Here is a 25509-nt window from a genome sequence, read left to right as displayed (position 1 = left end):
GGTGCTGCAATGCGCAAGCTTATACATCTGTGTTATGGCGTTTTAAAACATCAGACTGCCTATCAAAGAGATTATTTATTGGTCGAATAATCTCAAAACCTGATTGACTACCAAGACGGTATCTCAGTATGCTAATTATCATGGTCAAGCATGGACTTATTCAAACGAAGAAGATTTATTCGGAAGTGTACGCGCTGAATATGACTTAACCGATGCAACGACAGCCTATGCAGCATATGGTTTTCGCAAATCAGAAGAAGCCGGTGTTTACTCAAGTCAACAATTAAGTGATACTGCAGCAGGAACGGCAAAACTTTCTGCATCGATGATTCCACGTAAAGATCGTAATCACTCAGCAGAACTGGGTGTGAAAACTCAATTTGAAACAAGTGCTTTAAAACATCAAGTGGTCGCTTCTGGTTCTTTATATCGTGCAGATAAACGCTATAGCTATGGTTATGCCACCAGTTTGAATGATAATTTTTATGATCCAATTTACACCGAAGATTCAAACATTGACAAATGGTTGGGGGTAGAAGGGACTTATCCAAAAGCAGGTGTCAGTACCTTGAAAAGTTTTGCCTTGGGCGACAATATTTCGATGTTAGATGATCGTTTGACCCTCATGCTTGGTGCGCGTTATCAAGAAGTTGATCAAGACGTATATTCTTACGGAACCTATAAATACAATATTAATAAAAATCAGCTTACTCCGGCATTAGGCGTGAGTTATAAATTAACGCCTGAATGGTCTATGTATGCCAATTACATCGAAGCTTTGGTTCAAGGCGAAGCGATTTTGGATAGTGAAGGTAATAACTTTATTGCCGATCCATTTGTCTCGAAACAAAAAGAACTGGGCGTGAAATATGAAAATGGCTTGATTGGCGGAACATTGAATTATTTCTATACAGATCGCCAAAAAGCCTCAGTGAATAGCTCAGGGACTGCACAAATCAGTCAGGCGACGAATATTCACCAAGGGCTTGAATTTAATGCCTATGGTCAATTAACAGATTCAATCAAAATATTGGGCGGCGTAACTTGGATTGATACCGAACAAAAAGATACATACCAAGGTTTATTTGATGGACATCGTGTGATCGGTGTGCCGGAGTTCCAAGCCAATGTCGAAGCGGATTGGAAACTGCCAATTGAGCAAGATGTCAGTGTAAATGGGCGTGTTGTATATACGGGTTCAACTTATGCAAACAATGCCAACACATTGAAACTTAAAGATTGGACACGTGTAGATTTGGGTGCAAACTATAAAACGCAAATTAAGAGTGTACCCACCAGTTTGAATTTTAGTGTGACTAATGTTTTAGATAAAGACTATTGGGCTTCAGCATCGGTGAACGACTATACATATTTGTCACTAAGCGAACCTCGAACATTTAAATTGAGTGCAACATTTGATTTCTAATAGTGTTCAATGATTTCTTAATGATTGTTTCTAATTGAATACCTTAAATAATTAGCTCTGAATGATTGTTAAGAAATGACTCAAATAAAAATGCCCCAAATTTGGGGCATTTTTTGTTTTAAGCAAAACGCTTTAAATCAATTAAAGTACTGCTTTTAAGCGACGAATGACTTCTTCACATTGGGCAATATCAGCAACAAGGGCTAACCGGACATGGTTTTCACCCGGATTACCTTGTGCAGTATCACGCGATAAATAACGGCCTGGAAGCACTTTAACGTGTGCTTTTTCCATGAGCATTTTGGCAAAGCTTTCATCATTATCCACTTTTAACCAGTAGTAGAACCCTGCATCAGGTTTTTGTAATGGTAGTAGGTGACCCAGTTCGCGTTGGAATAATTCAAATTTTGCACGGTACTGGACGCGGTTTTCTTCGACGTGTGCTTCGTCATCCCAAGCTGCAATTGAAGCTAACTGGTGTTGAACAGGCATCGCAGCGCCATGATAAGTACGGTATTGTAAATAAGGTTTTAAAAGCGCAGCATCACCTGCAACAAAGCCAGAACGCATACCCGGTAAGTTTGAACGCTTAGACAGTGAGTGGAATACCACGCAGTTCTTATAATCATCACGGCCCATTTCAGCACAGACTTCAAGCAGACCAACAGGTGCTTCATCAAACCAAAGCTCTGAGTAGCATTCATCAGATGCAATCACAAAATTATATTGGTCAGACAGTGCAATCAGTTTTTTAAACTGTTCTTTAGAAAGTACCGCACCTGTAGGATTACCCGGTGTGCAGACAAACAGTAAAGCGGTTTTTTCCCAAACTTCAGCTGGCACAGCGTCAAAGTCGCCAAGGTAGTTATTTTCTTCTGTACAGTTAATGAAGTAAGGTTCTGCACCCGCAAGTAAAGTTGCGCCTTCATAGATTTGGTAGAACGGATTTGGCATCACCACATATGGGGCATCTTCACGTTTAATCAAAGCTTGTACAAACGAGAAGATCGCTTCACGTGTACCTGATACAGGCAGGACGTTGGTGTCTGCACTGATGCTATTGAGTTTAAAGCGACGGGTTAACCAATTTGCAATACTTGTGCGAAGCTCAGGTAAACCCTTGCTGTTTGGGTAAGTTGATAAGTGTTGAAAATTATCAATAATGGCCTGTTTCACAAACTCCGGTGCAGGATGCTTTGGCTCACCAATCGATAGGGGAATCAAAGGCAACTCTGCGGGTTTCACATCCTGAAATAGCTTATTTAGCTTTTCAAATGGATAAGGGTGCAATAATGACAAACTGGAGTTCATGGAATGGATACCGATCAATTTAAGTTAATGATGACTACAAACCTGATTCGAAGCTTCATCGAGTGCTGACTTTAATTGTGCAGCAAACGTTTCTGCTTCTGAATCGCTCATAGGTGAGCCATCTTTTTTAGTGACATAGAAAATATCTTCAGCACGTTCACCGAGCGTCGCAATTTTCGCAGAGTGAATATCTAGGCCTTGCATCATAAATAAACCACCGACTTTAGCAAGTAAGCCCGGATGGTCAAGTGTCGCAATTTCAACCATATTTTGTTGAAGCGCTTCATTAAAAGAAATACTCACGGTATTTTCAATATCAAAATGACGCAGTTGACGTGGAATACGACGTTGCATCAGGCCTGGGTACTTGTCAGATTGGCTCAAGGCTTTTTTGAGCGCTTCAATAACGGTTTGTTCACGTTCAGGATCTGTTAATAAGGTGCCAAAACGGTCAAGTACAACATAGGTGTCCAAACTAAATGCAGTGGATGCTGTGATAATCCGAGCATCTTGAACGTCTAGATTCATTCTGTCCATAATTGCCACTGTGGTCGCAAACAAGTTAGGTTGATCTTGAGTGTAAATAAAGATCTGTACCGCATCTTGTGCAAATTTACGATGTGCTCGCATCATCACCAATGGTTCTGCATTATTGCCATGTTTTAAAATGGCGCGTGTATGCCATGCGATTTCATCGGCAGATTCTTTTAGGAAATATTCATCACCGAGTTCTTGCCAAACAGTTTCTACATCGTAGAGCGCAAAATCATTGACTAACAGTTCGCTGGCCGCAAATTTAGTGTCTTCAATCAGCATTGGATAGTCTACAGGACGACCTAAACCTGAACGAATCACATCACGTGCTTGTGTATACAGTTGACGCATGAGTGATGCACGCCATGTATTCCAAAGCGTCGGATTGGTTGCGTTGATATCAGCAACTGTCAAGGTGTAGAGATAGTCGAGATGCTCCATATCGCCCATTTTCTCAGCAAATTCTTTCACCACATCTGGATCGGAAATGTCTTTTTTCTGAGAAGTAACGGACATCAATAGATGGTTTTGAATCAACCATGCGACAAGGTTGCATTCACGTTCAGTAAACCCATGGGTACGGCAGAATTTAATTGCATCTGCTGCACCAAGTTCACTGTGGTCACCGCCGCGACCCTTGGCGATATCATGGAAAATTGCCGCTAAATAAACAATGTCACGGCGCGCCAGTCGTTGGAATACGGAGCTAACGACAGGGAAGTCCTTAGCAAATTCAGGCTCTTTAAAACGGTTTAAATTACGTAGTAGTAATAGGGTATGGGCATCGACAGTGTAAATATGGAACAAGTCATATTGCATGAGTCCCATGATTTGCCCAAAGGCAGGAATATAGTTGCCGAGCACGCCATAACGTTTCATCGCCACCATGGTGTCGTATAAACGGTAGGGTGAGCGAATGATCGCCATAAATAAGGCTTGATGTGCAGGATTGTCACGGAAGTTCTGATCAATACGTTTTGCTGCAAGTGACAATAGACGTAAAGTTCGGGCACGAATCCCTTCAATTTCTGGACGATTCGCCAAGAGGTAGAAAATTTCTAGAATAGCACTTGGATTTTCAGAGAAAATTTTATGATGCTGTACCGCTAATTTGCCATCGACTAATTTGAAGTTAGCATTGATCTCTTCAATTTTACGTTCATAGTCAGGCAAGCGTGGCGTAATGACAGATTCATTAAAATAAGCCAAGAGCATTTCATTTAACGTCGTCACTTGCTGAGCGCTACGGTAGTAACGTTTCATGAACTGTTCGATTGGATAATTCGGTGATTTACCTTCTTCACGTTGATAGCCAAATTTAGCGGCAATGTCACGTTGATAATCAAACAATAATCGGTTTTCGTCGCGCTTGGTTAAGCGATGTAAATGATGACGAATTTCCCAAAGAAAGCTTTCTGTTTCTTCAAGAACGCCAAGTTCAAACTCTGAAATAAAACCCAAATGTACAAGGTCATAGATGCGATTGACACGGAAATGACGCTTAGCAATCCATCCGATTTGGTTGATATCACGGATACCGCCGGGCGCATTTTTAATATCGGGTTCTAAGTTGCTTTCGGTATTGTTATGTTGAGCATAGCGTTTGGCTTGCTCTTGCATTTTGGCATCATAGAAGGTTTTATCCGTCCATGTCTGTGACACGATACGGCGTGGCCATTTGGCTAGGTGTTCATTGCCCACAATCAAACGTGCTTCAATCAAAGCTGTTGCTACAGTTAAATCATTGGTGGCTTGAGCAACACAATCATTAATAGTACGCACACTGATGCCCGGTTTGAAATTACCAACATCCCAAAGTGTGGAAATAAAGCTAGAGATGAGTTTTTCTTGTTCTGGGCTGATTTCATCCTCAGACAAAATCATGATATCGACGTCGGAGTATGGCAGCATTTCACGGCGACCATAGCCACCTACAGCAAACAAACCGAGATCGGTTTGGTCGAGTTCAGCATGTGTCCATAAGAACTTTAAAGCTTCATCGATTAGATTCGATCGCGCCAAAATCACATCACGAATCGACTGTCCATTTTCAAAGCATTCCTGTAGCTGATTTTCAACATCTGAGCGCCATTGGTTAATCGCCTGAATGTCGTGGTTACTTTTAATGTAATTCAGCAGAGGAAGCGTATTGATCATGAACAGTGGTCCGTTAAGGTGTTACAAACTTAGTTTTGTTGAACACTGACTTGTTGTGCAGCATGTTGAGCAAGTTCACGCGCGTGATCTGTGGTTTCAGCGCGTGCTGTTGCTACGCCCATACGGCGACGTTTAAAGCCTTCTGGTTTACCAAAGAGGCGTAAATCGGTGTCTGGATTAGCCAAAGCAAGATTTAAGCCAGTAAATGATAAATTGGTATCATCCACGCCTGCATAGATGACTGCGCTCGCAGCAGTACTGTGTCGAGCAGTATTCACAGGCAGACCAAGAATGGCACGTGCATGCAGTTCGAATTCGCTTTGGAATTGCGATGCAAGAGTGACAAGGCCTGTATCGTGTGGACGAGGTGATACCTCACTAAACCATACTTTATCGCCTTTGACAAACAGTTCCACCCCAAAAATGCCACATCCACCTAATGCAATGGTTACTTTATTGGCAATACGCTTGGCTTCCTCTAATGCAAGAGCAGTCATAAGTTGTGGCTGCCAACTTTCAACATAGTCACCAGAGTCTTGGCGGTGGCCAATTGGGTCGCAAAATGATGTTTCAATTTCACCTGTTTCTGCATTTTTAGCTCGAACAGTCAGCAGGGTGATTTCAAAGTCAAAGTCAATTTGTGATTCCACGATCACGGTGCCTTGATTTACACGTCCACCTGTTTGTGCATATTCCCAAGCAGCATCGACTTCATCAAAGCTTTTTACACGTGACTGTCCTTTACCCGAAGACGACATGACAGGTTTAACAAAGTTTGGATAGCCAATGTCATCGCATGCTGCACGGAACGCTTCAAGGGTATTGGCAAATCGGTAGGCTGAAGTCGGGAGTCCAAGCTCTTCGGCAGCTAGACGGCGAATCCCTTCACGATTCATTGTTAGGTTGACAGCTTTTGCAGAAGGAATGACAGTGGCAATCTTTTGTTCTTCAATCTCGACCAAAACTTGAGTCGCAATAGCTTCAATTTCAGGAACAATCAAATGAGGCTTCACTTGAGAAATTAAAGCTTTAAGTGCCTCAGGATCTGCCATATTTAAAGTATGAGAAAAATGTGCAACTTGCATGGCAGGAGCATGGTCATAACGATCGGCAGCATGAACTTCTACACCCAAACGTTGCAATGAAATCACAACTTCTTTACCGAGTTCACCAGAACCTAACAGTAAGACTTTATACGCTGAAGACTGAAGTGGAGTACCAATAGTGACGCTCATGTAAATCATCCATGCTTGATTTTATGGGAATTTAAGCATAGCAGAACTTGTTCGAGAGATAAGCGAGTGTTCACATAAATAAATGATATTGTCCAACAATTTTTTTTATATATTTATGGGTAAGCGTTCGTCTAATTATTTACCTGTGAAAATCTTTAAAAAGTGGTATTTATTTGTTTTTTATTTAAATTTACTTTAAATATACCTGCATTTTTTACAGATGCAGGGAATGGCTCAATATCCAAATTTGCACATTGAAGCGCACAAAGCTGTATAGATGTTTGGCGGAAATTGGGCTAGTACAGCAATCCGAGCAGTGGTGCGACACATATGCATAAAATCAATATTAAGCCAATTAAAATGGCAGTGAAATAGAGTGCGTCTGCAACTACCGATAGAATGTGAAATGATGAATTGAGCCATGAACTGAGGCTAAAAATGCACAATAGAAAAATCAATAAAAAACCCGCCAGCTGCAGAAAATTGCTGAACAGACGAGGCATCGATATGTGTGAAAACATCAGGCGACGTGGATGTAAGAGCAGAATCTGCTGTGTGCAGTTATATAAGCCCACAATCTTTTGTTGCTGATTTTTCTCTATATAAATGGCGCGGATCTGATCTGCTGGTTGGCAATGTACAGCGCAGAAATTACCACTGAACAGCTGGCTTTGAATGAAGCATTGAAAATATACGCTTTCGATGGGTTTTTGCAGTCCCCAGCTTAATTCAGATGGTTGTCTAGAATGATATAAATTTTGCCTTGAATAAAATGGAACTTTGCCATCTATTGGTTTTCGCTAGATTTTTTATGTTATGCGTTGACTATCTCATAAATATTGCTAATTAAAAAGCACAGGCTGAAGAAGCTTGTACTTGAGGGGGATTTGGATTGTCGCTGACTCAGCTTTAGAGATGAAAAGGTATATAGGTATAGACTAAGCCATAAGTCAGTGCCGCAGTCAGCGTAGCAGGTACAATTTTCTTAAACTTGAAATACAAGCCTGCAAGCACAGCAAATCCAACTAACATGGCAAAGCTTTTATTTGGGGTTTCAAGCAGAGGCGGTAAGGTTGCAACCACCAACATCGAACTAATTGCAGCGATACCAATCGAGCCCAAAGCGATTTTGAGCCATAAAGAACCACGCTGCTGTGAACCTTGCTGAAATTTCTGAATTACAAAAAATGGCCCAAACCGTGATGCAAAATTCGCAATTCCGACCAAGATCCCGACCAAGATAATTTCTAGATTCATGATGCTTCACCCATATGTTCAGGATCAGGTTTTTTTAAGACATAATGTTTGAATAAACCGGCAAAAATACCAGAAGAAATACCGATAAAAATCGCGGCAGACAAGTCGATAAAGTAGCAGGCAATCGCAGAAACAATAATTGTAACCGTGACCACAAATGTATGTTTTTTCTCAAATGCTGCGAGTAAAAAGCTTAAAAACAATGCAGGCAGTAGGAAATCGAGTGCAGCTTGTAAAAATTGTGGAAGGTTGCTGACTTGATCGGCAAATAAACCGCCTAAAAATGAGCCGGTTGCCCATGACAGCCAACTAAATAAGCTGAGTCCTAGCATCCAAGATTCTGACCATTCTTGACGACGTTGCGACAGTTTGATCATACCTGATGCAAAAACTTCGTCGGTTAAACCCCAAGCCCACACTGCAGTCTTTTTTAAGTTGAGTCGGTCTTGAATCAGGTTTTGTAAGGCAGGACCATAGAGTAAATGGCGGATATCGAGGGCAATTACAGTAAGAGCAGTCATCCAAATAGATGTTCCACTTCCCAGTAACGCAACGACGAGAAATTGACTGGCACCTGCATACATAGAGCAAGATAAAAATAAGGCTTCCCACGCAGTGAAACCAAATTGAGTCGCAGAAACCCCAAATGCAAAAGAAACAGGAAGATAGGTAAAGATAATGGCTTGACTATCTTTAGCACCTTGCCAAAAACCCGCAGGCTGAACTGTAGGAAGTTTGTGCTCAGACACGACACACCTTTGAAAGAGTTGAACAACAGGTCAAATGATGATTGAGTATTGTACTCGAATTCACTAGCATATTGCCGAATATGTTTGCTGAAATGAGCCGGATATGCAGAGGTTGAAGATGCGTGGGATACTGATTGTTTCATTATTGAGCAGCACGGTGTTGTTGCAGGCCTGTGGTAATGATGGAGCTGAACAAGCTCAAGTTGAAATTAAAGCAGCACCCAAATTAACCAATGATGCAACGGAGTATGCTGCCAAAGCTTGGGCGTTTATCAATGAAGTCGATCCGATTGTTTATACAAAGCAAGTCGATCAGATGGAAGAGAAAGTTCGTGTTCCAGCGCGTAAATTGAGTACGGAATGGCGGATCAATGTCAAAATGACCGATTCTGTGACTGAAGGTAAATATGCACTGTGTCGTAAGGCTTTAACAAGTCTGGAAATTTGGGCACGTGAAAGTATTGATCAGAGTTCGACTGTTGCACAAAAGCAAGCAGATTATGAGCGTGATAAAAATCAATGCAAAGGTGCGATTGAAAACCCTGAACTCGGAAATACCGATCCGAAAAAAGTAGGCGTTTAACTTGATCAAAGCAGTGAAGTTTCACTGCTTTTTTTTGGGAAAATATCAAAAAACAAGAATAAATCTATAAGAGAGGATTGGAAAATCCTCCTAAAAGCATCGCTATTTCATATAAAAAATAAATCAGACTGCTGTCTTTGCGTTGAGCTTAGTTTCAAATTTACATGTTTATTTTTTGAATTTAAATAGATAAAGCATTGATTATTAAGTACATAATTATTTTTTTATAAAGATTCATTGATAAAAAACACTCCATTTTAGAACGCCAGTTGCCGGGCTTTCTTTTTGATTAATATTTTTAATATATTAATAATACAAAGTATGGATAATGTGGTAAAAAATTAAAATTATCATTATTTGATAAAGTGTGTAAAAATAACTGCGTAAAAGATGAAGTATGTAAATTAAATTAAAGACGTTGAATAGGTGATTAAGATGAAAAAAACATTAATGATGTTGTCGGTTTTGGCTGTTTTGACTACAGCAGTCAATGTACAAGCAGCGACTGAAGACAAATCAGAAGCATCAACTCAAGAAGTTGCAGCATGTACAAATGGTTTTGACAGTGTAAATGTTTGCCAATTATTGTCTTGATCAAAACTTAATAAAGTAAAGTGCTACAAATAAAAGCAAAATAACCATAAAGAATCATTCTGGTGCAATTAAATGCACTTATTTAAATCACAAATGTCAGACATCATGCATAGGAAGTGCATGAGCAATCTGATGTAACTGCGCTAGATCTAAAACTTCAATTTGTTTAAACGCAACACGAAGCACCTGTATTTTTTCCAACTGCTGAAGCTCCTGATTGACTGATTGTCTTGAGCAATTCATCAGTTGCGCGAGTTGTTCCTGCGAGATATGTATGGTGTGTTGTTCAATTTCCAAATGATTTCCATATCCATTCAAGATAAACAGCAGACGCTGTGCGAGACGTTGACTTAAACTTTGCGTTTGTAAGGCAATGAGTTCCATAAAGGCATAGCGAAGCTTTTGACTGGTGAGCTGGGCAATATGAAACCAAAACTCAGGATGTTGTTGTAATAATTGCTGGATTGCTTGAGCCGGTAAGTGTAATAAGGTGGACTTTTTAGTACAGATGGCATCGTGAGAGCGAGGTAATTGGTCAACCAAGGATATTTCGCCAAACCACATAATCGGCTCAGCTATGGCGGCAATCGCTTCTTTGCCATGAATATCAATATAGCCTAAGCGAACTGCGCCTTCTAAGACCGCATACATACCATTAAAACGCTGTCCTGATAAAAAAACACGTGCGTCTTTTTCGAAAGTTAAGGTCAGGGCATGGTGGTAGATAAAGTCTTGGAAGGAAACATTTAAGCCTGAATACCACACATTTTTAGTGAGTTGATGCACATATTGAGCGTCCAGCACAGCATATCCTTATTTTATGGTCCAACTTGTCTATTAGCTGACAACTTTATTGATGCATTTTTTATATAGTGAAATGAGTGAATGAACAAGGAGTAAGTTGATGAGCAAACTTGAAAAGCTGCTAAGCCAATATGCAGCATATCATTTGGATCGAAAAAATGTGCTGACACATTTTGTGGGTATTCCGCTTATTGTATTTTCGATTATGTGTCTAACCGCACGAGCAGGGCTGATGATTTCAGGTTTTGAACTGACCCTTGCATTGTTGTTGATTATTGCCAGTGTCATTTATTACCTGAGTTTAGATAAAATTTTCGGTTTGATTATGCTTTTGGTGTTTGCAATCACATATCCCTTAGCTTTAATGATCGCAAAAATGAGCCTTATGTCATGGTTGATCTGGAGTGTGGGGATCTTTGTAGTGGGTTGGATCATTCAATTTATCGGTCATTATTATGAAAAGAAAAAGCCTGCGTTTATGGATGATGTCATTGGCTTGGCAATAGGGCCTTTATTTGTCCTAGCAGAGTTTGTGTTTCTACTAGGCTTTCGTAAAGAGCTTGAACAACGCATGCTGACAGAAGCAAGAAGACAGCGTGCAGAGATGGATGCAAAAGCATTACATATTGCTCAACCATAAATGAGTTGAATAAAAAAGCCGGATAATTCCGGCTTTTTTTGCGCGATGTATTGATTCTCAACTGTTTAGGATTTAACAGCTGCTTTATGTTGTTCCGCTGCGACCTTTTGTGCAGCGATTTTTGCTTTTGCGTCAGTATTTGCAGCTTTGGCAGCATGGGTTGAAGTTTTAGCTTCTGATTTTGCTTGTGTTGCAAGATGCTGTGCTTGAGCTGCATCATGTTTTGCTAATTTTTGATTATGTTTCACTTTGCTCTGAGCCAATTGGCTGGCTTGTTTTGCATCGTGTCGAGCGACTTTTGCATCATGCTGCGCAACTTGTGCTGCATGTGTAGCAGTACGTTCCTGATGTTTTGCATCTTTAGCAATAGAAACACAAGTACCACCTTTATGGTTTGCACCTGTACCACCTGTAAGTGTGGTGCCTTGTGGACATGCAAACGCAGTTGCACTAAGCATTGTAAAGATACCTGCTGTTAGAATTGTGCTGATTTTTTTCATTGCTATTGTTCTATGAAAATAGACATTAGTGCCTATGAGTAAATTTATAGCAGAACGGTAGCGATTTAAGTCGTTGCACTGTGGTGACTCGGCAACCAAATCATGTATTCGTGTCGATATAATTTTGTTTTTAAGTAGGTTTTAAGTTTTTAAATATGCTTATTTTTTGGCTTGAGCTTTTGCCTGAAATTAAAAAAGCCAGCAAATTGCTGGCTTCTTATGAGTACTGTCTTATACGTTAAAACGGAAGTGTAAAACATCGCCATCTTGAACGATGTATGTTTTACCTTCTAAACGCCATTTACCTGCTTCTTTAGCGCCGGCTTCACCGTTGTATTGAACGAAGTCGTTGTAGGCAACACATTCAGCACGAATAAAGCCTTTTTCGAAGTCAGTGTGAATCACACCTGCAGCTTGAGGTGCAGTTGCACCAATTTTTACTGTCCAAGCACGAACTTCTTGTACACCAGCTGTGAAGTATGTTTGAAGACCAAGTAAGCCATAACCTGCACGAATAACTACGTTTAGACCAGGTTCTTCCATGCCTAAAGCTTCAAGGAATTCAGCACGATCTTCATCTTCAAGTAATGAAATTTCTGCTTCGATTTGGTTGCAAAGGGGAACCACAATTGCATTTTCTTCAGCAGCTAATTTTTGCACTGCTTCTAAGTGAGGGTTATTTTCGAAACCATCTTCTGCAACGTTGGCAATATACATGGTTGGTTTAAGGGTTAAGAAGCCATAACCACGCACCAATTTACGTTCATCTTCATCAAGGTCAGCTGCACGCGCAGGTTTACCTTCATCCAGTAAAGGTAAGATTTTGTCTAAAACAGCTTTGGTCGCAATCGCTTCTTTATCGCCACCTTTTGCAGATTTTGCTAGACGTGTAATTGCTTTAGAAACAGCTTCTAAGTCAGCAAGTGCAAGTTCAGTGTTGATTGTTGCGATATCGTCAAGTGGATCAATTTTGCCATTTACGTGAATGACATTCTCGTCTTCAAAACAACGTACAACATGTGCAATAGCATCAGTTTCACGAATGTTGGCTAAGAATTGGTTACCAAGGCCTTCACCTTTAGATGCACCAGCAACGAGACCTGCGATATCCACAAATTCCATCGTGGTTGGGACAACACGTTGTGGGTTTACAATTTCAGCAAGTTTATCCATACGTGGGTCAGGTACAGGTACAATCCCAGTATTTGGCTCAATTGTACAGAATGGGAAGTTTTCAGCAGCAATCGCAGCTTTGGTTAATGCGTTGAAAAGCGTTGATTTACCAACGTTCGGCAGGCCGACAATACCACAGTTAAAACCCATGAAATAACTCACAAAGTATTATAAAAAAATTGTGGATGATTTTACATGAAAGCCATAATAAAGTCAGGTGATATGGGCAGGAGAATGTATATCTTATTGAATCGCGCAGAGATAGAGATGAATTCACGTCTGAATAATGCTTGAGTTGCACTACAGATGCAGAATAGGTGCAAAAATGACATTGTGTTTCAATAACACAGTGACTAAAGTATCCCTATAAAATTACTGGGTTTTATAAACTACAGTTACAACAAAAACTTGGAGCATTTATGCGAACTCTCTACCAGTTTCCACTCTCACATTTTTGTGAAAAGGCGCGCTGGTTACTCGATCACAAAGAGTTGGATTATGTGGCTCATAATTTAATGCCGGGTGTGCATCGTGCATTTGCACAGCTTAAAACAGGGCAAAACAAATTACCGATTTTACGTGATCAAGATCATTGGGTTGCAGATTCAACTCAAATCGCCTTTTACTTGGATGCGACCTACCCCGAACATAGTCTGATCCGTCCAGATGTCAAACTGCGTGAAGACGCTTTAGAAATTAATGAACTCTCCATTGAGTTAGGCCAACATGTGCGCCGTTGGGGGTTGGCACATGTATTAAATGAAAGTGAAGAATCACTTGATATTTTAATTGGTGAAAAAGGCTATTTACGTCAGTTTGAAAAATATTCAAAACCGATTATAAAGGCACTGGTTTCTAAGGGTTATCAATTAGATACAGATAAGGTTGCGGCTTCACGTGAGCGACTGGATGAAATTGTGGTTGATTTAAATCAACGTCTGATTGAACAAGGTGGGCGTTATTTTGTGGGCGACCGATTAGGTTTAGCCGATATTGCGGTGTGTTCAATGTTAGCGCCGTTATTAGAGGTTGTCGGAACGCCGTGGGAAAAAGAGCATGGCGAAACCTTGTCAGAAGAGTTCAAAGCTTATAAAGCCTATTTGAGCGATTTGCCTTTAGGTCAATATGTACAACGCATATACCAAACAGAACGGAATGCACGGGTAGATTGGCGTGGTGTATAAGCCCTTTATATAAAACTTTGCGTCATACTGCTTAAAAAAAGCGCGCCTAATGGCGCGCTTTTTTTTTTATAAGACTTTCAATCCTTAAATATAGCTTTGTTGTTGAATATCCAAAATATTCAGCACTGGACTGATACTATCGGCTTGTAAAGTATTCAGCGGCATAACTGGGTAGAAGATATTTCCTATCGCATCTTTAATACTTGGGATGATGGTGGAGATATCAAAATCACCTTGAGCAGAACCTAAATTTTCCAATAGGTCATTAATATTCGGTAATTGGCCCGTGAGGTTTTCAGTCAATTGGTTGAACTGATCCGTGATAGAACCAAGATCAATTTTTTCAGGAGCAAGATTGCCAAGTAAATCGCCAATATTTGGAATGGTCAGTTGATCGAGGAACTGCGTCGCTTCACCATTGCTGTCCATCAGAGCAATGACTGGTTTCAACGAATCAATCACTTGATTTAAATCAGTTGAAAGCTTCAGTAAGGATGGATTGTTGACCACATCCAAAATGGTGCTCACGCTATTTAATACATCATAAATCGCTTTGACGGTTTGCGCCTGATTCGTATCGATGACATCACTTTTTGCCAGTAAATCTAATAGCGGATTAAGTCCTTTGATCACCCCTGAAATGGTCTCAGGGATATTGCCTTGGTTGGCTGATGAAATGGCGGTCACTAGATTGGTCACACTTCCAATCACAGTCGGTAAAGCATGACTCAATTGTTCCATATCAATAGATGAGTTGTCTTTATTGATTGAAGCTAATAAAGGTAGGAGGGCACTCGTTGCACCTTGTGCAATTTGCCCAAAGTCGATGTTTCCAGAAGACGAGCTCCCAATCATCTGAATAATGGGTTGCACATATTCTAAAACTTGGCTGAGTGTATTGATAATTTGCGTTGAATCCGTTGACCCAGTTGCACTTTCAAGCATTGCGAGCAATGGTTTGATGGCATTTAGAGCGGTGCTGATATTGTCAGGAAGATTGCCTTGATTATTGGTGCTACTCAGTAAACTTTGCAAGCTGTTGACAATGGTAGGTAAAGATTGAACCAACTGATTCATCTCTGTTGAGCCAGCGTTGCTACCTAAGTTTTGTAGGAGTGGTTGCAGAGTTGTCATCAATGTCTTGAGTGCATCCGAATTTGAACCGTTATTGGATGTTAGACTTTGAATCGTGCTAATCACTTGGGGAAGCGATTTAGTCAGTGCGCTAAAATCAAAAGACTTTGTGCCACCTAAATTACCTAATAATCCTGTCAGCGTATCCGTGATGTTGGTTGTAGGTTTAAGCGGGCTAAGTAGGTTGCTGACCGTGCTGCTAATTGTACTGAGCTGTAGGGATGGACTAAGTACAGAACTTAATTTTGAGCTGAGTGAACTCAGTGATTTAATTGCCATGTTTATTCTTCCGTTTTTGTTTTTTTATATATTTATGAACAGCCGCTATTTTTTAAAGTAATTACCAAATCTAGTAAATAAGTGAAAAAAAGCAAAATGTGAAATAGAGCTCACATTGAAAAATATAGTAAAAATAAAAAATTGAAAAATATAAAATAAAATATATTTTCCTTTTATCTGAAATTGATTTATTCAGATCAATGGAATGCATTGAGAAGCTTTATTGGTAGGTTGTCTAAAGACGACATTTAGAATATAAAAACTAAGCTTTGGTGAAAAAACATTCATTTAAACACGATATTTATGCAAATTATTATGTTCATAATGCGTATGAGCTTTATTATTTTTAATAAATCATGCTATACATGAGAAAACTTGCACATAAATGCTGATTTTAAAACTTAAAATAACATTGAAAATGACAACAGGCGTTTGATGAATCGGGTTCATCAGCACTGTTTTCAAAAATGGCTGGAGTAGACTGATGGAACTAGACCGTTTTGATAAACAAATTTTAGAAATTTTGACCCATGAAGATGTCAATTTAAATGAACTGTCTGAGCGGGTGAATTTATCGGTCAGTTCAGTTCATCGTCGGATCAAACAATTGATTGATCACAATATTATCAGTGGTCTAAAACGTGAAATTAATTATCAAAAATTGGGCTTTAGTTTGCATGTGCTGCTGCAGGTGTCTTTGAGTAAGCATGATACAGACACCTTTGCTAAATTTTTAGAAGAATTAGAAAGTATCCCAGAAGTCATTAATGCATTTTTAGTGACAGGGCAGTCTGCCGATTTTATTGTGGAAGTCGTTGCACGGGATATGGAAAACTATAGTGAAATTTTACTCAAGCGCATTGGTAAAATTGAACACGTAGTTGCATTACATTCGAGCTTTGTAATTAAACAATATAATGTTTTTAACTGTAATGGCTTATTAAATAAGGTTTAAATGCAGCCCTCATATATAAACTCAAACAGTTGAAAGCTAGGCAATAAAAAACGCACCGAAGGGTGCGTTTTATACTTCACTCGATTGAATTATAGAGCTTCTAACTCAGCCATTACTTCATCGGTGAATTCAACGTTGGTATATACGTTTTGAACGTCGTCAAGATCTTCAAACATATCAATCATTTTGATGATTTTTTTCGCTTGTTCGATATCTGAAATTAACGCTTTAGTTGAAGGGTTCATCACCACTTCGGCGTTATCAGATTTTAAACCTGCTGCTGCTAGCGCATCCTGAACTTCACCGAAAGTTTCCGGTGTAGTGATAACTAAAATTTCTTCTTCGTCCACTTCGATGTCTTCAGCACCCGCTTCTAAAGCGATGTCCATGATTTGATCTTCTAAAGAAACATCTTCAAAAGTAATCTCACCACGTTTGGTAAACATATAAGCCACTGAACCTGCAGTACCTAAATTACCATCAGTTTTAGAGAAACAGTGACGAACGTCAGGAACAGTACGGTTCAAGTTGTCAGTCATTGTTTCAATGATGACAGCAACACCACCAACGCCATAACCTTCGTAAGTGACTTCTTTTAGATCAGCATTTTCTTCACCGCCGACACCACGTTGGATTGCACGGTTAATGGTGTCACGTGTCATGTTTGCAACTAATGCTTTTTCAACAACAGCACGTAAACGTGGGTTAGACGCTACATCACCGCCGCCTAAACGTGCAGCTGTCACGATTTCACGGATAAATTTTGTGAATACTTTAGCGCGGCTCGCATCTTGTTTTGCTTTACGATGCTTAGTATTAGCCCACTTGGAATGACCCGCCATGCGAAATATGCTCCTTGTAGATTGGCCTTATGCCTATCAAATTGAGCAAATTCTACCATAATGGCTTTTTTGTGTGAAAGTACTGGATTTCAGGAATTGAGTAGTTGAAAAAAAAATATCCAAATTTGAGAAAATAATAAGAAATGTCAAAACGCTCGTACTGTAATTTTTCTTATGATGAGAATCGGGCTGAAAGGGGAAGTTCGATCTTGTTATAAAAGGAAGATATAAATGTACAATGCATGGAGCACGTGACATTTATATCTTTAAATACGTATTTCGTTAAAACGTGAATGGCGCTTAGTCTTTATTTTTAGGTTCAGGGATCACGATGTCTAAACCTACTTTATCTTTATAGAGCTGCTTGATTAAGGCTAAATCGTGATCGAGCTCAGTCGGGTAAATCTTACCGAAAATACCACCTTGTTTGGTTTTCGAGTTGGCATACATTAATACAATCGGCACACCTGCTGCTTTAGCGATATACCAAAAGCCTGTACGAATCGGTTTTCGTGCTTCACCACGTTCTGCACGGGTCGCTTCTGGAGCAATGACTAAATTAAATTTTTCATTGGCTTCAAAATGCTCAACCATTTGAGTCACGATGTCTTTATTGGCTTTACGGTCTACAGGAATACCGCCAATCAATTCAAGAACAGGTTTAAATGGACCTTTAAAGAGTTCTTTTTTAATCAGCGTGTGAATTTTAATGTCGTAAATTTGGCAAAGGGCCAGTGAAAGAACAGCATCCATCATTGAGGTGTGTTCAAAGCCGACGATCACTTGTTTATTTTCTAAAACATCAGGTTCTACGTGGTATTTCCAGCCTGCCAATTTAAATGCAGATTCGCCAATAAACTTTTTCAACATAGTCGGTGATACGGTGATTTTAAAAAGGTGTAATTTCTGCTTGTTTGGATCATGAGTCAAGAGGATTTAAGTGAGCTTTGATCTGAATTGTGCATATATTTCAAATCGGAATAAGAAGGGGGGATTGAAGAATTATACTTTTTAGCAATAAATCGGTTAAATTTTATATAGCAAAGCTATCATCATAGATAAAAATACTCTTAAAAATTTGCTAAATATGGCTAGGCACCGTCAGAAATTCTTATTAGACTTTTGTCGTAGGTTGAAACTTTTAACCTGTTGGTCTTAACTCGATTTCTAACGGAGAACTCAAGCATGATTTATTTAACTGCTGTGTTATTCGCTGTTGCTATGTTTGCTTTGATTGTTATTTGGTCAATTGTTGAGTTTTATTTGGACTTAAGAAAGCCTGAACAGGTTGAGTTTTAATTTTTGTGCATTTAAAGTGTGAAATATATAGTATTTCTAAAAGTCATGAATCAAAAAACATTTGCTTATAATGAATAAAATAATATCTTTTAAGTATAACAAATCGTGGCTTTATTTAAGGGTATCTAGATCTTAAGCTTTTAAATTTTTCTTGAATGTATTTCTTTATAACCTACTTCTCGTATTAACCAATTGTAGCTTACTCAAGCTGACTTGAAGTTTTGTACGTGTCTATCTGTTATCTGCCATATCTTTTAAAGGCTTAGACAAACTTTACTTAGCTTTTAACATTAAAAAACCCCTCACGATTAATGCACGTAAGGGGTTGTTTTATATGGTGGGCCCACACGGACGACTACAAATTTTCATCTTATTGATTATGAAAGTTTATTTATACTGATCAGTGTTGAGGATACAAATTAGGATACATGGTTTTGATTGTTGTTTTTATGACCAGTATTGTTCTGTTTGTATAAAATTCAACCCGTGCGAGCTAGGCATATCTGCTTGTGATATTTGTAATTTTTATAATTTGGGCCTATTAGGCTTACTTGTTGTCCTTATTTAATACAATTCTACTATGAGGGGATTACACCGCCAAAGAGATAGCATCAAAGCAGTTTATTCAGCTTCGTCTGATTGAGTTACTAAAACGTATCGGTGCTGATGCAAGTTACCAAATCGATAGCTGTACGGTCGATAGCCTACAGCTGTTGAAAAAAATTGTTGAAACAGGTGTAGGAAAACTCCGTCTTCATGTTTACCTATTTGACGGCTCATATCACGACTTTAAGATATGAGGTAATATTACTGTCCGCATAACTCTAGCTGCGTAATGAGAGATTATTTTGGCAACGATAGACTTCAATCAAATTCGATCTACACCTAAGAGTAAAAATGATAGCTTTGAATCGCTCGCGATTCAACTTTTTAAAGCACATTGTAAATCACCACAAGGTTCTTCGTTCTTTAGTTTGCGCGGCGATGGCGGTGACGGGGGGTAGAAGCTTATTACAAAACCCCCACAGGAGATATTCTAGGAATTCAAGCAAAATACTTTTTTAAGCTTGGAAATAGTGAATTTGGCCAGATCAAAAAATCATTAACCACTGCATTAAAAAACCATCCAACATTATCTGAATACTGGATTTACATACCATTTGATCTAACAGGCAAAGCCGCAGAAGGAAAAAGAGGAAAAAGTGAAGTTGAAAAGTTTGAAGAATGGTGCGATGACATCAAAACTCAAAAACCGAATCTTCATATAAAACTGGTTACGGCTGAAGTATCTAGACAGCAGATATTAGAAATAGACAAAAGTGGTGGTTTTGTAGCCTACTGGTTTAACGAAAACACATTAACATCTCAGAAGATACAAAACTGTATTGATTCAGCAGCGGCCTTCGCTGGTCCAAGGTATTGCAGTGATTTAGATATAATTACCGAAGCCCATGATGCTTTAGATTCATTTGGGGAGATTTATGATTTTAAGCAGTGGCTAGTTAATATTTGGAAACCATTAAAACTCAGTTTCAGGACAAAAGCTCAATATTCAGAAAAGGTATTTTCTCAGACACCTGAAAGCGAGAGAGTGCAAGCGATACAGCTACTAAAAGTACTTTTAGATAAAATTTCTAGTAAGCAGAACATTATTGATCAAATAGTTATTTGCTCAACTTTAGATATCATAAGTTCACTTAAGCCGCTCTGTGAAAATGCTGTAAAACAGCAAGAGAAAAAGTTTTTTGCAGAACACGGTGAAGGTAGTGATACGCCTTCATTTAGACAATTCCAGGCTGAATATATGTGTGTATTCCCTGCTGAGAACCTAGATGCCTCAAGGGAATTACTTGCTTCGATAATAGATATTGAAATTTGTCTCATCAGCCCTCTGATTCAGTCCTGCCACGCTCGATCTTTCCTACTAACTGGTCCGGCAGGTGCAGGCAAGACACATTCTATCGTAAGTTTTGCGAAGAGAAGGCTCGACAAAGGCGCTCATACTCTGGTGCTATTTGGGGAAGATTTTGATAACGCGGAACCTTGGGATGTAGTAAGAAGCAAACTAGGCTTTGGAGCCGATGTTGGTCGAGACAAATTACTATCTTGTCTTCAAGCAAGTGCTCAAGCCAATAACTATTGTTTTGTTATTGCTATCGATGCGTTAAACGAAGGAGCAAAGGCAAGAAAGTGGAAAAACAAACTGCCAGAAATAATCCAACAACTAAATGAATATCCTCGTATCAAGATTGTTGTGTCTAGTCGCGATATATATACCAATTTAGTTGTTGATGAACGATTTCCTGGCTATGCATATAGTCATATTGGATTCACTAGGAATTTTCACGATGTCCTCTCCTCATTCTCTCAACGCTACAATGTTGAAAGTGAGATAACACCTATTTTTACAGATGAGTTACGAAACCCATTACTTCTACATTTAGTCTTCAAAACTCACAAGTCGGAGGACTCTTGTTCTCTTGACGTATCGACTAGCGGCTTCTCAACCATTTTTTCTAAACACCTCAAGCAAATCGATGACTCATTGAGAGAGCGATTAGACTACGTTAGTCCTAAAAATATCGTTAGAGCGGTAATGAGTAAATTGTCTGATGTTCTAGCGCATTCAGAAACCCAAACTATAAATTGGGAATATGCCGTAAATACAATTAAACCTATTCTAGGAAATGAGCTAAATCCAGAAAGATTTATTGATGAGTTAGTTAAAGAGCAGCTGCTGATTTTATCATCAACTGGCGATGAAGATTTCCTTATTAGGTTTGGTTATCAGCGGTTTGGAGATATGCTGCGCGCATCTTCAATAGTTCAATCCTATCAAGAAACTGGCAATAGTGATCTATCAATCCTTGCAGAAAAGCTGGCGATTTTAACAGATATTGAGAGAGGTGTCTTAGAAGCTCTTGCAAGCATTCTCCCTGAAGAGATCGATATCGAAATTACTGACAACCGCTTGGGTTTAGACAAGGATTTAGCACATAGTCTTTTTGTGAAGTCGCTAACTTGGCGTTCAAAGCAAAGTGTTACACCTGCCATTGAAGAACATATGTTTGGGGCTTTAAGAACTGGCGGGTTATGGCAGGCTGTTTTTGAAAGCCTATTCCAGCTATCTATAGTTCCAAGTCATTACCTTAACGCAGAAAGTTGGTTCAAAGATTTTCAATGGCGACAAGATTCTCCATCAAGAGATACCTACCTTTCTGTTGCCTTATCAGAGTCATATAATAAGAAAGGTGCAATTTATTTTCTAATTGAGGCATTGGAGAAAATAGATGAAACCAATTGGCCCAAAGAAAGTTATAAATTAGCATCCTCGGCTTTACTTTGGTGTTGTTCCGCTACGGATAGGCGAGTCAGAGATCAAGCAACAAGATGCCTTGGCTTGCTTTTTAAAAAATACCCCGTGATATGCTTGCATGCAGTAAACACGTTTGCTGGGTGTGACGATGACTACATACTTGAAAGCCTTATTCAGGCCATGTATACGTCCTGCTTGCTTTCACCTGAGTCAGCTGAAAAATTTGTACAGCCATTAAATAAATATATTAGATTAAATGGTGGTTCAAATAATATTTTAATTCGCGAGCATTCTCAACTATTGAGACAGGAGCTTGTGAACCTAGGTGTTGAAGAATACAGAATATCAAATCAATATGTAACTCCTTCCATGCCATTAACATGGCCTGTTATAAGTGATGTGCAGACCTTACTTGCACTGGAAAAGTTGCCCTCAAACATGCGCCTATGGGGTGATCAATTAGGTCCTGACTTTTGGCGCTATATAGTTGAACCAAGACTTAGAGCCTTTGATCTACAATCACAAAACATAACTCATGAGAATATTGCCTGCTGGATTATGAGAGAAGCCGAATATATCGGCTATCCCGGATATAGTAATGGATCCCTCAAGCATGATTTGGCAACTCTTTACAAATATGGAAGGGGAAGAGCAAAGCCCGGCTATGCGGAAACCATCGGCAAGAAATGTTATTGGGTTGCTTTTCACCGATTGATAGGTGTGTTGGCTGCCAATTTAGCAACGGCCCAATCTCGTTGGGAGCCACAATTAAGCTCCGATAGATTCTGGTCGTTAGAACTTAGGAAGGTTGATATATCAGACATTAGAGATTTATCACCAAAGAAAAAATACCCTCTTGGAAGCCTAATAATACAAGAGCTCGAGCTGCCAGAAAATAATGTTAACTATTGGTTGAAGACTGATGATTATTTCGTTGCAAACAAGGTACTTATTTTGAGTGATGAAAGCAGTACGGCGTGGATTAACTTGAGTTTTTATTCAGAGGCTCACGCTAAGAAAGATGAGGACGACGTCTCGTTCGACGCTGAAAGCTTTCTTTGTATATCTAGTTATCGCGGCTATTTTGTTGACCCTAACAACACTGAAGCATTCGAACTCGACAATTATAGTAATGACCACTGCTACCGTGTCTACGTAGCGGAGTACCCTAGAAGCCCAGCTTTCAAACAATGTGTCGCTGAACAAGATACGACGATTTCAGATGATCAGCTAATATTCTCTAGCATTCGACTATTAAGAGGTGGGGAGTGGGAGTACGATTACTCAAGTAATGTTGAACAAAGCTCTATTAATATGCCTTGTCCTGATTTAATTGAGAAAATGAACCTTCGCTGGGATCAAGGCAGTGGATGGCTCGATGAGAATCAAGACTTGGCTGCGTTTAGTCATAATATTGATAGAAACTTTTCGTTGTTTATTAGAAAAGACATCTTAGACAGTTACCTATCTAAGTTTGGTAAATCTCTGGTATTTTCTCGTTTTGGTAGAAAACAGTTCAGTCGGGGTTTCGGCGACGATGCAAGATTAATGGAAGTCACTAGTAGGTATATTTACATGCCAAGCGATTGCTCTTTAAAACGCATTAGCGAAGAGGTCGAGTACTTGGGTTTTGAGTTTAGCGAATAAACAGAGTAAAGTTTCTAAGAAATAGCTTTAATGCCACACTACAAAAGGCTTTGCAGAAAAATTCCAGACTCTGGATGTGGAGGTATCAAACGAATAAGAAAATTATAATGGGACATTTGTTGCATAGTTGTTGCAATTCTCGGAACGATTGTTCCAAGAACGGGTCGCAATATGAGAATACGTCGAGTTTATCTAAACTAAGGTCGTTTTAATAGCTGAGTACTGTCCAAGTAATCTAAGAATTTCTGTCCAAATGATGATAAGAGTATCTGTCCAATTTCATAAGAATATGCAGTGAATCACTGACATTATTAATTGTGAGCTGAACTGCTCGTATTTGTAGGATTGCAATATCTATACGAATATGAAATTTACGCAATTGATGAAGATGTTCAGGTTGATATTACTTGCATTTCAATAATCACAGTTAAGAAATTAGCGTTATAAAATTTGATAAAATTAATTATGAAAAATGAGAAAAATTAAATAGCCAATTGGTTGATATTTAATTTATTGGATATTAATAATTTTTAATTTAAGAAATCCAATAATTTAGGGGTGTTTTTGATTTTTTTAAAATTATATTATATATTGTTGTTGGCTTGTATTTTATTGAATATGAGTGTTAAAGATAAATTTTACTAGTTTTTAATTGGATGTTTGAAAGTATTTTTTTTTAATGGAATATTGTGAGTGCAATATTCCATTAAATTTGGGGGTTTTAATTGATATGGATTGTATGATATTGACTAGTAATCACTCATGGAAGATGGGATGCTTTCAAATAATTTTTGTTTAATTTCATGTTTGTTAATTCGATTTTTTCTTTCTTTTAATAATCTATCAAGCCAGATAAGAAAGGCTTCGTGATTATTATAGCAAGTATTTACATTTAAAAAACCACTCAGCTCTGAGCCATTTTTAATGTTTAATTCAGATATTAATGAATATCCGATATTTTTTGTTTCTTGACATATATAAAGTTCAAAATTCATATCTAATAATACGCTTATGTGAAAATATTATCTTAATTATTCTCTTAAAATTTTGCAGCGTGTCGACATTGCAAGTGTTCAAAAAAAGCACGGAAGACAATAAAAAGGTATTTTTTGATTTTTTAAAGAGTGGTGTTTAAAAAATAAACAAGACTACCGTTACTCACCGGGAAGGATTTAAATTTTTTTTTTGTTATGTCATAAATTGTGTGAAAAATAATCAGTGTTACGTCATACTTCGTATAAAATGCAGCCTTTGTTACGTCATAAAGTGGCTGTATTTTGATCGGTGTTACGTCATAAATTTTGAATTTCTGTTTAATTGTTTTTAATTGTTTTATTTTGGAGGCTTTAATTGTTGATTTTTTAATGAACTTTATTCTGTGGTTTATTTATTTTTCTATTCAAATATAATTTATTTTGTAGATTTTTATTTTATTGAATGTTGAATGTTTTGTTGTTTGGTTTTTATGAGTTTAAATTTATGTTAATTTTGTTTATAGTGTTGAGTTGATAGTGTTTGTTTTTTTATTGTGGTTTTATTTGATGTTGTGTGGTTTGATGGTGTTTTGGATTTTTAAGAATTAAACTTCAATTATGCTGTGATTGTTTTTGAGTAATATTTTATTTTTGGATGTTGATTTATTTATATTTGAATAATTATTTTAATTTAAGATGTGAGTTTTTGTGTTGAAAAAATTTTATTTAAAATAATTGTAAGCTGTCATTAAAAAGTAAACATGTATTCTTTTCCGAATTGGTTTGATACTCTCTCCACCCATTGCTCTATTTTATCAGCTGTCATGACTTGAAAATCTCGCCAATAATATTTCATCTGCTTCCATACCATCTCGATTCGATTTAACTCAGGGCTATAAGCTGGAATAAAATACAA

At 38.4% G+C, this 25509-nt stretch carries 21 protein-coding genes and 1 pseudogene; 7 read left to right on the top strand and 15 right to left on the bottom strand.

The window, feature by feature from the left end; translation table 11 throughout:
- Positions 1 to 103: 103 nt before the first annotated feature.
- Complete coding sequence (locus tag FTV03_RS12565; protein WP_257220780.1) at positions 104 to 1426, top strand: TonB-dependent siderophore receptor; 1323 nt, start codon at positions 104 to 106, stop codon at positions 1424 to 1426.
- Positions 1427 to 1567: 141 nt separating this feature from the next.
- Here FTV03_RS12565 and dapC read toward each other — a convergent pair whose 3' ends face one another.
- The 5 genes from dapC to FTV03_RS12540 form a co-directional block, all read right to left on the bottom strand.
- Complete coding sequence (gene dapC / locus FTV03_RS12560; RefSeq protein WP_180041580.1) at positions 1568 to 2737, bottom strand: succinyldiaminopimelate transaminase; 1170 nt, start codon at positions 2735 to 2737, stop codon at positions 1568 to 1570.
- 24 nt (positions 2738 to 2761) lie between these two features.
- Positions 2762 to 5428, bottom strand: coding sequence for a [protein-PII] uridylyltransferase (gene glnD, locus FTV03_RS12555; protein ID WP_180041579.1), 2667 nt, complete (start codon positions 5426 to 5428; stop codon positions 2762 to 2764).
- A gap of 29 nt (positions 5429 to 5457) precedes the next feature.
- On the bottom strand, positions 5458 to 6672 hold the full coding sequence (purT, locus tag FTV03_RS12550; protein ID WP_180041578.1) for a formate-dependent phosphoribosylglycinamide formyltransferase: 1215 nt from the start codon (positions 6670 to 6672) through the stop codon (positions 5458 to 5460).
- A gap of 900 nt (positions 6673 to 7572) precedes the next feature.
- Positions 7573 to 7920, bottom strand: coding sequence for an L-valine transporter subunit YgaH (gene ygaH / locus FTV03_RS12545; RefSeq protein ID WP_078189050.1), 348 nt, complete (start codon positions 7918 to 7920; stop codon positions 7573 to 7575).
- Complete coding sequence (locus FTV03_RS12540) at positions 7917 to 8669, bottom strand: AzlC family ABC transporter permease (protein WP_078194362.1); 753 nt, start codon at positions 8667 to 8669, stop codon at positions 7917 to 7919. Before FTV03_RS12540 ends, ygaH begins: the two co-directional genes overlap by 4 nt.
- Positions 8670 to 8772: 103 nt before the next feature.
- On the opposite strand from FTV03_RS12540, the gene FTV03_RS12535 reads away from it, so the two are divergent.
- The gene (locus FTV03_RS12535) at positions 8773 to 9252 is read left to right on the top strand and encodes a hypothetical protein (RefSeq protein WP_168379645.1); all 480 of its coding nucleotides are present in this window, start codon (positions 8773 to 8775) and stop codon (positions 9250 to 9252) included.
- A 435-nt stretch (positions 9253 to 9687) separates the two neighbouring features.
- Positions 9688 to 9846, top strand: coding sequence for a hypothetical protein (locus FTV03_RS12530; protein ID WP_180133541.1), 159 nt, complete (start codon positions 9688 to 9690; stop codon positions 9844 to 9846).
- Positions 9847 to 9942: 96 nt separating this feature from the next.
- On the opposite strand, the gene FTV03_RS12525 is transcribed toward FTV03_RS12530, so the two are convergent.
- Entirely contained in the window at positions 9943 to 10650 is a 708-nt protein-coding gene (locus FTV03_RS12525; protein ID WP_180041577.1) for a Crp/Fnr family transcriptional regulator, read from the bottom strand.
- Between the two features lie 100 nt (positions 10651 to 10750).
- Between FTV03_RS12525 and FTV03_RS12520 the strand changes: the two genes are divergently transcribed.
- The gene (locus tag FTV03_RS12520; RefSeq protein ID WP_180041576.1) at positions 10751 to 11290 is read left to right on the top strand and encodes a DUF962 domain-containing protein; all 540 of its coding nucleotides are present in this window, start codon (positions 10751 to 10753) and stop codon (positions 11288 to 11290) included.
- Positions 11291 to 11355: 65 nt separating this feature from the next.
- Here FTV03_RS12520 and FTV03_RS12515 read toward each other — a convergent pair whose 3' ends face one another.
- Positions 11356 to 11748 (bottom strand): hypothetical protein, encoded by a 393-nt coding sequence (locus FTV03_RS12515; RefSeq protein WP_257220777.1) that lies wholly within the window; start codon positions 11746 to 11748, stop codon positions 11356 to 11358.
- 273 nt (positions 11749 to 12021) lie between these two features.
- Complete coding sequence (gene ychF / locus FTV03_RS12510) at positions 12022 to 13113, bottom strand: redox-regulated ATPase YchF (protein ID WP_078189045.1); 1092 nt, start codon at positions 13111 to 13113, stop codon at positions 12022 to 12024.
- Positions 13114 to 13382: 269 nt separating this feature from the next.
- Between ychF and FTV03_RS12505 the strand changes: the two genes are divergently transcribed.
- A complete protein-coding gene (locus tag FTV03_RS12505; protein WP_168379640.1) occupies positions 13383 to 14147 on the top strand; it encodes a glutathione S-transferase family protein in 765 nt (254 codons plus the stop codon).
- An 84-nt stretch (positions 14148 to 14231) separates the two neighbouring features.
- On the opposite strand, the gene FTV03_RS12500 is transcribed toward FTV03_RS12505, so the two are convergent.
- Positions 14232 to 15560, bottom strand: coding sequence for a hypothetical protein (locus tag FTV03_RS12500; RefSeq protein ID WP_180041575.1), 1329 nt, complete (start codon positions 15558 to 15560; stop codon positions 14232 to 14234).
- Between the two features lie 484 nt (positions 15561 to 16044).
- On the opposite strand from FTV03_RS12500, the gene FTV03_RS12495 reads away from it, so the two are divergent.
- A complete protein-coding gene (locus FTV03_RS12495; protein WP_067763303.1) occupies positions 16045 to 16515 on the top strand; it encodes an Lrp/AsnC family transcriptional regulator in 471 nt (156 codons plus the stop codon).
- 89 nt (positions 16516 to 16604) lie between these two features.
- Here FTV03_RS12495 and FTV03_RS12490 read toward each other — a convergent pair whose 3' ends face one another.
- The 3 genes from FTV03_RS12490 to FTV03_RS12480 form a co-directional block, all read right to left on the bottom strand.
- Complete coding sequence (locus FTV03_RS12490) at positions 16605 to 17357, bottom strand: YebC/PmpR family DNA-binding transcriptional regulator (RefSeq protein WP_078189042.1); 753 nt, start codon at positions 17355 to 17357, stop codon at positions 16605 to 16607.
- Positions 17358 to 17657: 300 nt separating this feature from the next.
- A complete protein-coding gene (locus tag FTV03_RS12485) occupies positions 17658 to 18227 on the bottom strand; it encodes a 1-acyl-sn-glycerol-3-phosphate acyltransferase (RefSeq protein WP_180041574.1) in 570 nt (189 codons plus the stop codon).
- Positions 18228 to 19277: 1050 nt separating this feature from the next.
- Entirely contained in the window at positions 19278 to 19436 is a 159-nt protein-coding gene (locus tag FTV03_RS12480; RefSeq protein WP_180041573.1) for a hypothetical protein, read from the bottom strand.
- 811 nt (positions 19437 to 20247) lie between these two features.
- On the opposite strand from FTV03_RS12480, the gene FTV03_RS12475 reads away from it, so the two are divergent.
- Positions 20248 to 23619, top strand: a complete 3372-nt coding sequence (locus tag FTV03_RS12475; RefSeq protein WP_180041572.1) for an ATP-binding protein — start codon at positions 20248 to 20250, stop codon at positions 23617 to 23619.
- 295 nt (positions 23620 to 23914) lie between these two features.
- Here the strand turns inward: FTV03_RS12475 and FTV03_RS17970 are convergent.
- The 3 genes and pseudogenes from FTV03_RS17970 to FTV03_RS12465 form a co-directional block, all read right to left on the bottom strand.
- Positions 23915 to 24022 (bottom strand): annotated as a pseudogene (locus FTV03_RS17970) (IS5/IS1182 family transposase); the annotation flags it as partial.
- Between the two features lie 346 nt (positions 24023 to 24368).
- A complete protein-coding gene (locus tag FTV03_RS12470) occupies positions 24369 to 24614 on the bottom strand; it encodes a hypothetical protein (protein WP_180041571.1) in 246 nt (81 codons plus the stop codon).
- Positions 24615 to 25341: 727 nt separating this feature from the next.
- A partial coding sequence (locus FTV03_RS12465) for a transposase (protein ID WP_180041570.1) occupies positions 25342 to 25509 on the bottom strand: 168 nt, incomplete at its 5' end.

It is taken from the genome of Acinetobacter sp. YH12218, from assembly GCF_013417925.1.
Lineage (GTDB): Bacteria > Pseudomonadota > Gammaproteobacteria > Pseudomonadales > Moraxellaceae > Acinetobacter > Acinetobacter amyesii.
Note: the sequence above shows the minus strand (reverse complement) of the source record. Positions and strands in the feature narration are given on the sequence as shown.

What these genes read in the sequence shown, in the direction of transcription:
- FTV03_RS12485 (WP_180041574.1), bottom strand. Translation starts at nt 18,227, where the DNA reads ATGTTGAAAAAGTTTATTGGCGAATCTGCATTTAAATTGGCAGGCTGG.
- FTV03_RS12535 (WP_168379645.1), top strand. Translation starts at nt 8,773, where the DNA reads ATGCAGAGGTTGAAGATGCGTGGGATACTGATTGTTTCATTATTGAGC.
- ychF (WP_078189045.1), bottom strand. Translation starts at nt 13,113, where the DNA reads ATGGGTTTTAACTGTGGTATTGTCGGCCTGCCGAACGTTGGTAAATCA.
- dapC (WP_180041580.1), bottom strand. Translation starts at nt 2,737, where the DNA reads ATGAACTCCAGTTTGTCATTATTGCACCCTTATCCATTTGAAAAGCTA.
- FTV03_RS12490 (WP_078189042.1), bottom strand. Translation starts at nt 17,357, where the DNA reads ATGGCGGGTCATTCCAAGTGGGCTAATACTAAGCATCGTAAAGCAAAA.
- ygaH (WP_078189050.1), bottom strand. Translation starts at nt 7,920, where the DNA reads ATGAATCTAGAAATTATCTTGGTCGGGATCTTGGTCGGAATTGCGAAT.
- FTV03_RS12495 (WP_067763303.1), top strand. Translation starts at nt 16,045, where the DNA reads ATGGAACTAGACCGTTTTGATAAACAAATTTTAGAAATTTTGACCCAT.
- FTV03_RS12520 (WP_180041576.1), top strand. Translation starts at nt 10,751, where the DNA reads ATGAGCAAACTTGAAAAGCTGCTAAGCCAATATGCAGCATATCATTTG.
- FTV03_RS12470 (WP_180041571.1), bottom strand. Translation starts at nt 24,614, where the DNA reads ATGAATTTTGAACTTTATATATGTCAAGAAACAAAAAATATCGGATAT.
- FTV03_RS12500 (WP_180041575.1), bottom strand. Translation starts at nt 15,560, where the DNA reads ATGGCAATTAAATCACTGAGTTCACTCAGCTCAAAATTAAGTTCTGTA.
- glnD (WP_180041579.1), bottom strand. Translation starts at nt 5,428, where the DNA reads ATGATCAATACGCTTCCTCTGCTGAATTACATTAAAAGTAACCACGAC.
- FTV03_RS12515 (WP_257220777.1), bottom strand. Translation starts at nt 11,748, where the DNA reads ATGCTTAGTGCAACTGCGTTTGCATGTCCACAAGGCACCACACTTACA.
- purT (WP_180041578.1), bottom strand. Translation starts at nt 6,672, where the DNA reads ATGATTTACATGAGCGTCACTATTGGTACTCCACTTCAGTCTTCAGCG.
- FTV03_RS12530 (WP_180133541.1), top strand. Translation starts at nt 9,688, where the DNA reads ATGAAAAAAACATTAATGATGTTGTCGGTTTTGGCTGTTTTGACTACA.
- FTV03_RS12480 (WP_180041573.1), bottom strand. Translation starts at nt 19,436, where the DNA reads ATGAGCCGTCAAATAGGTAAACATGAAGACGGAGTTTTCCTACACCTG.
- FTV03_RS12505 (WP_168379640.1), top strand. Translation starts at nt 13,383, where the DNA reads ATGCGAACTCTCTACCAGTTTCCACTCTCACATTTTTGTGAAAAGGCG.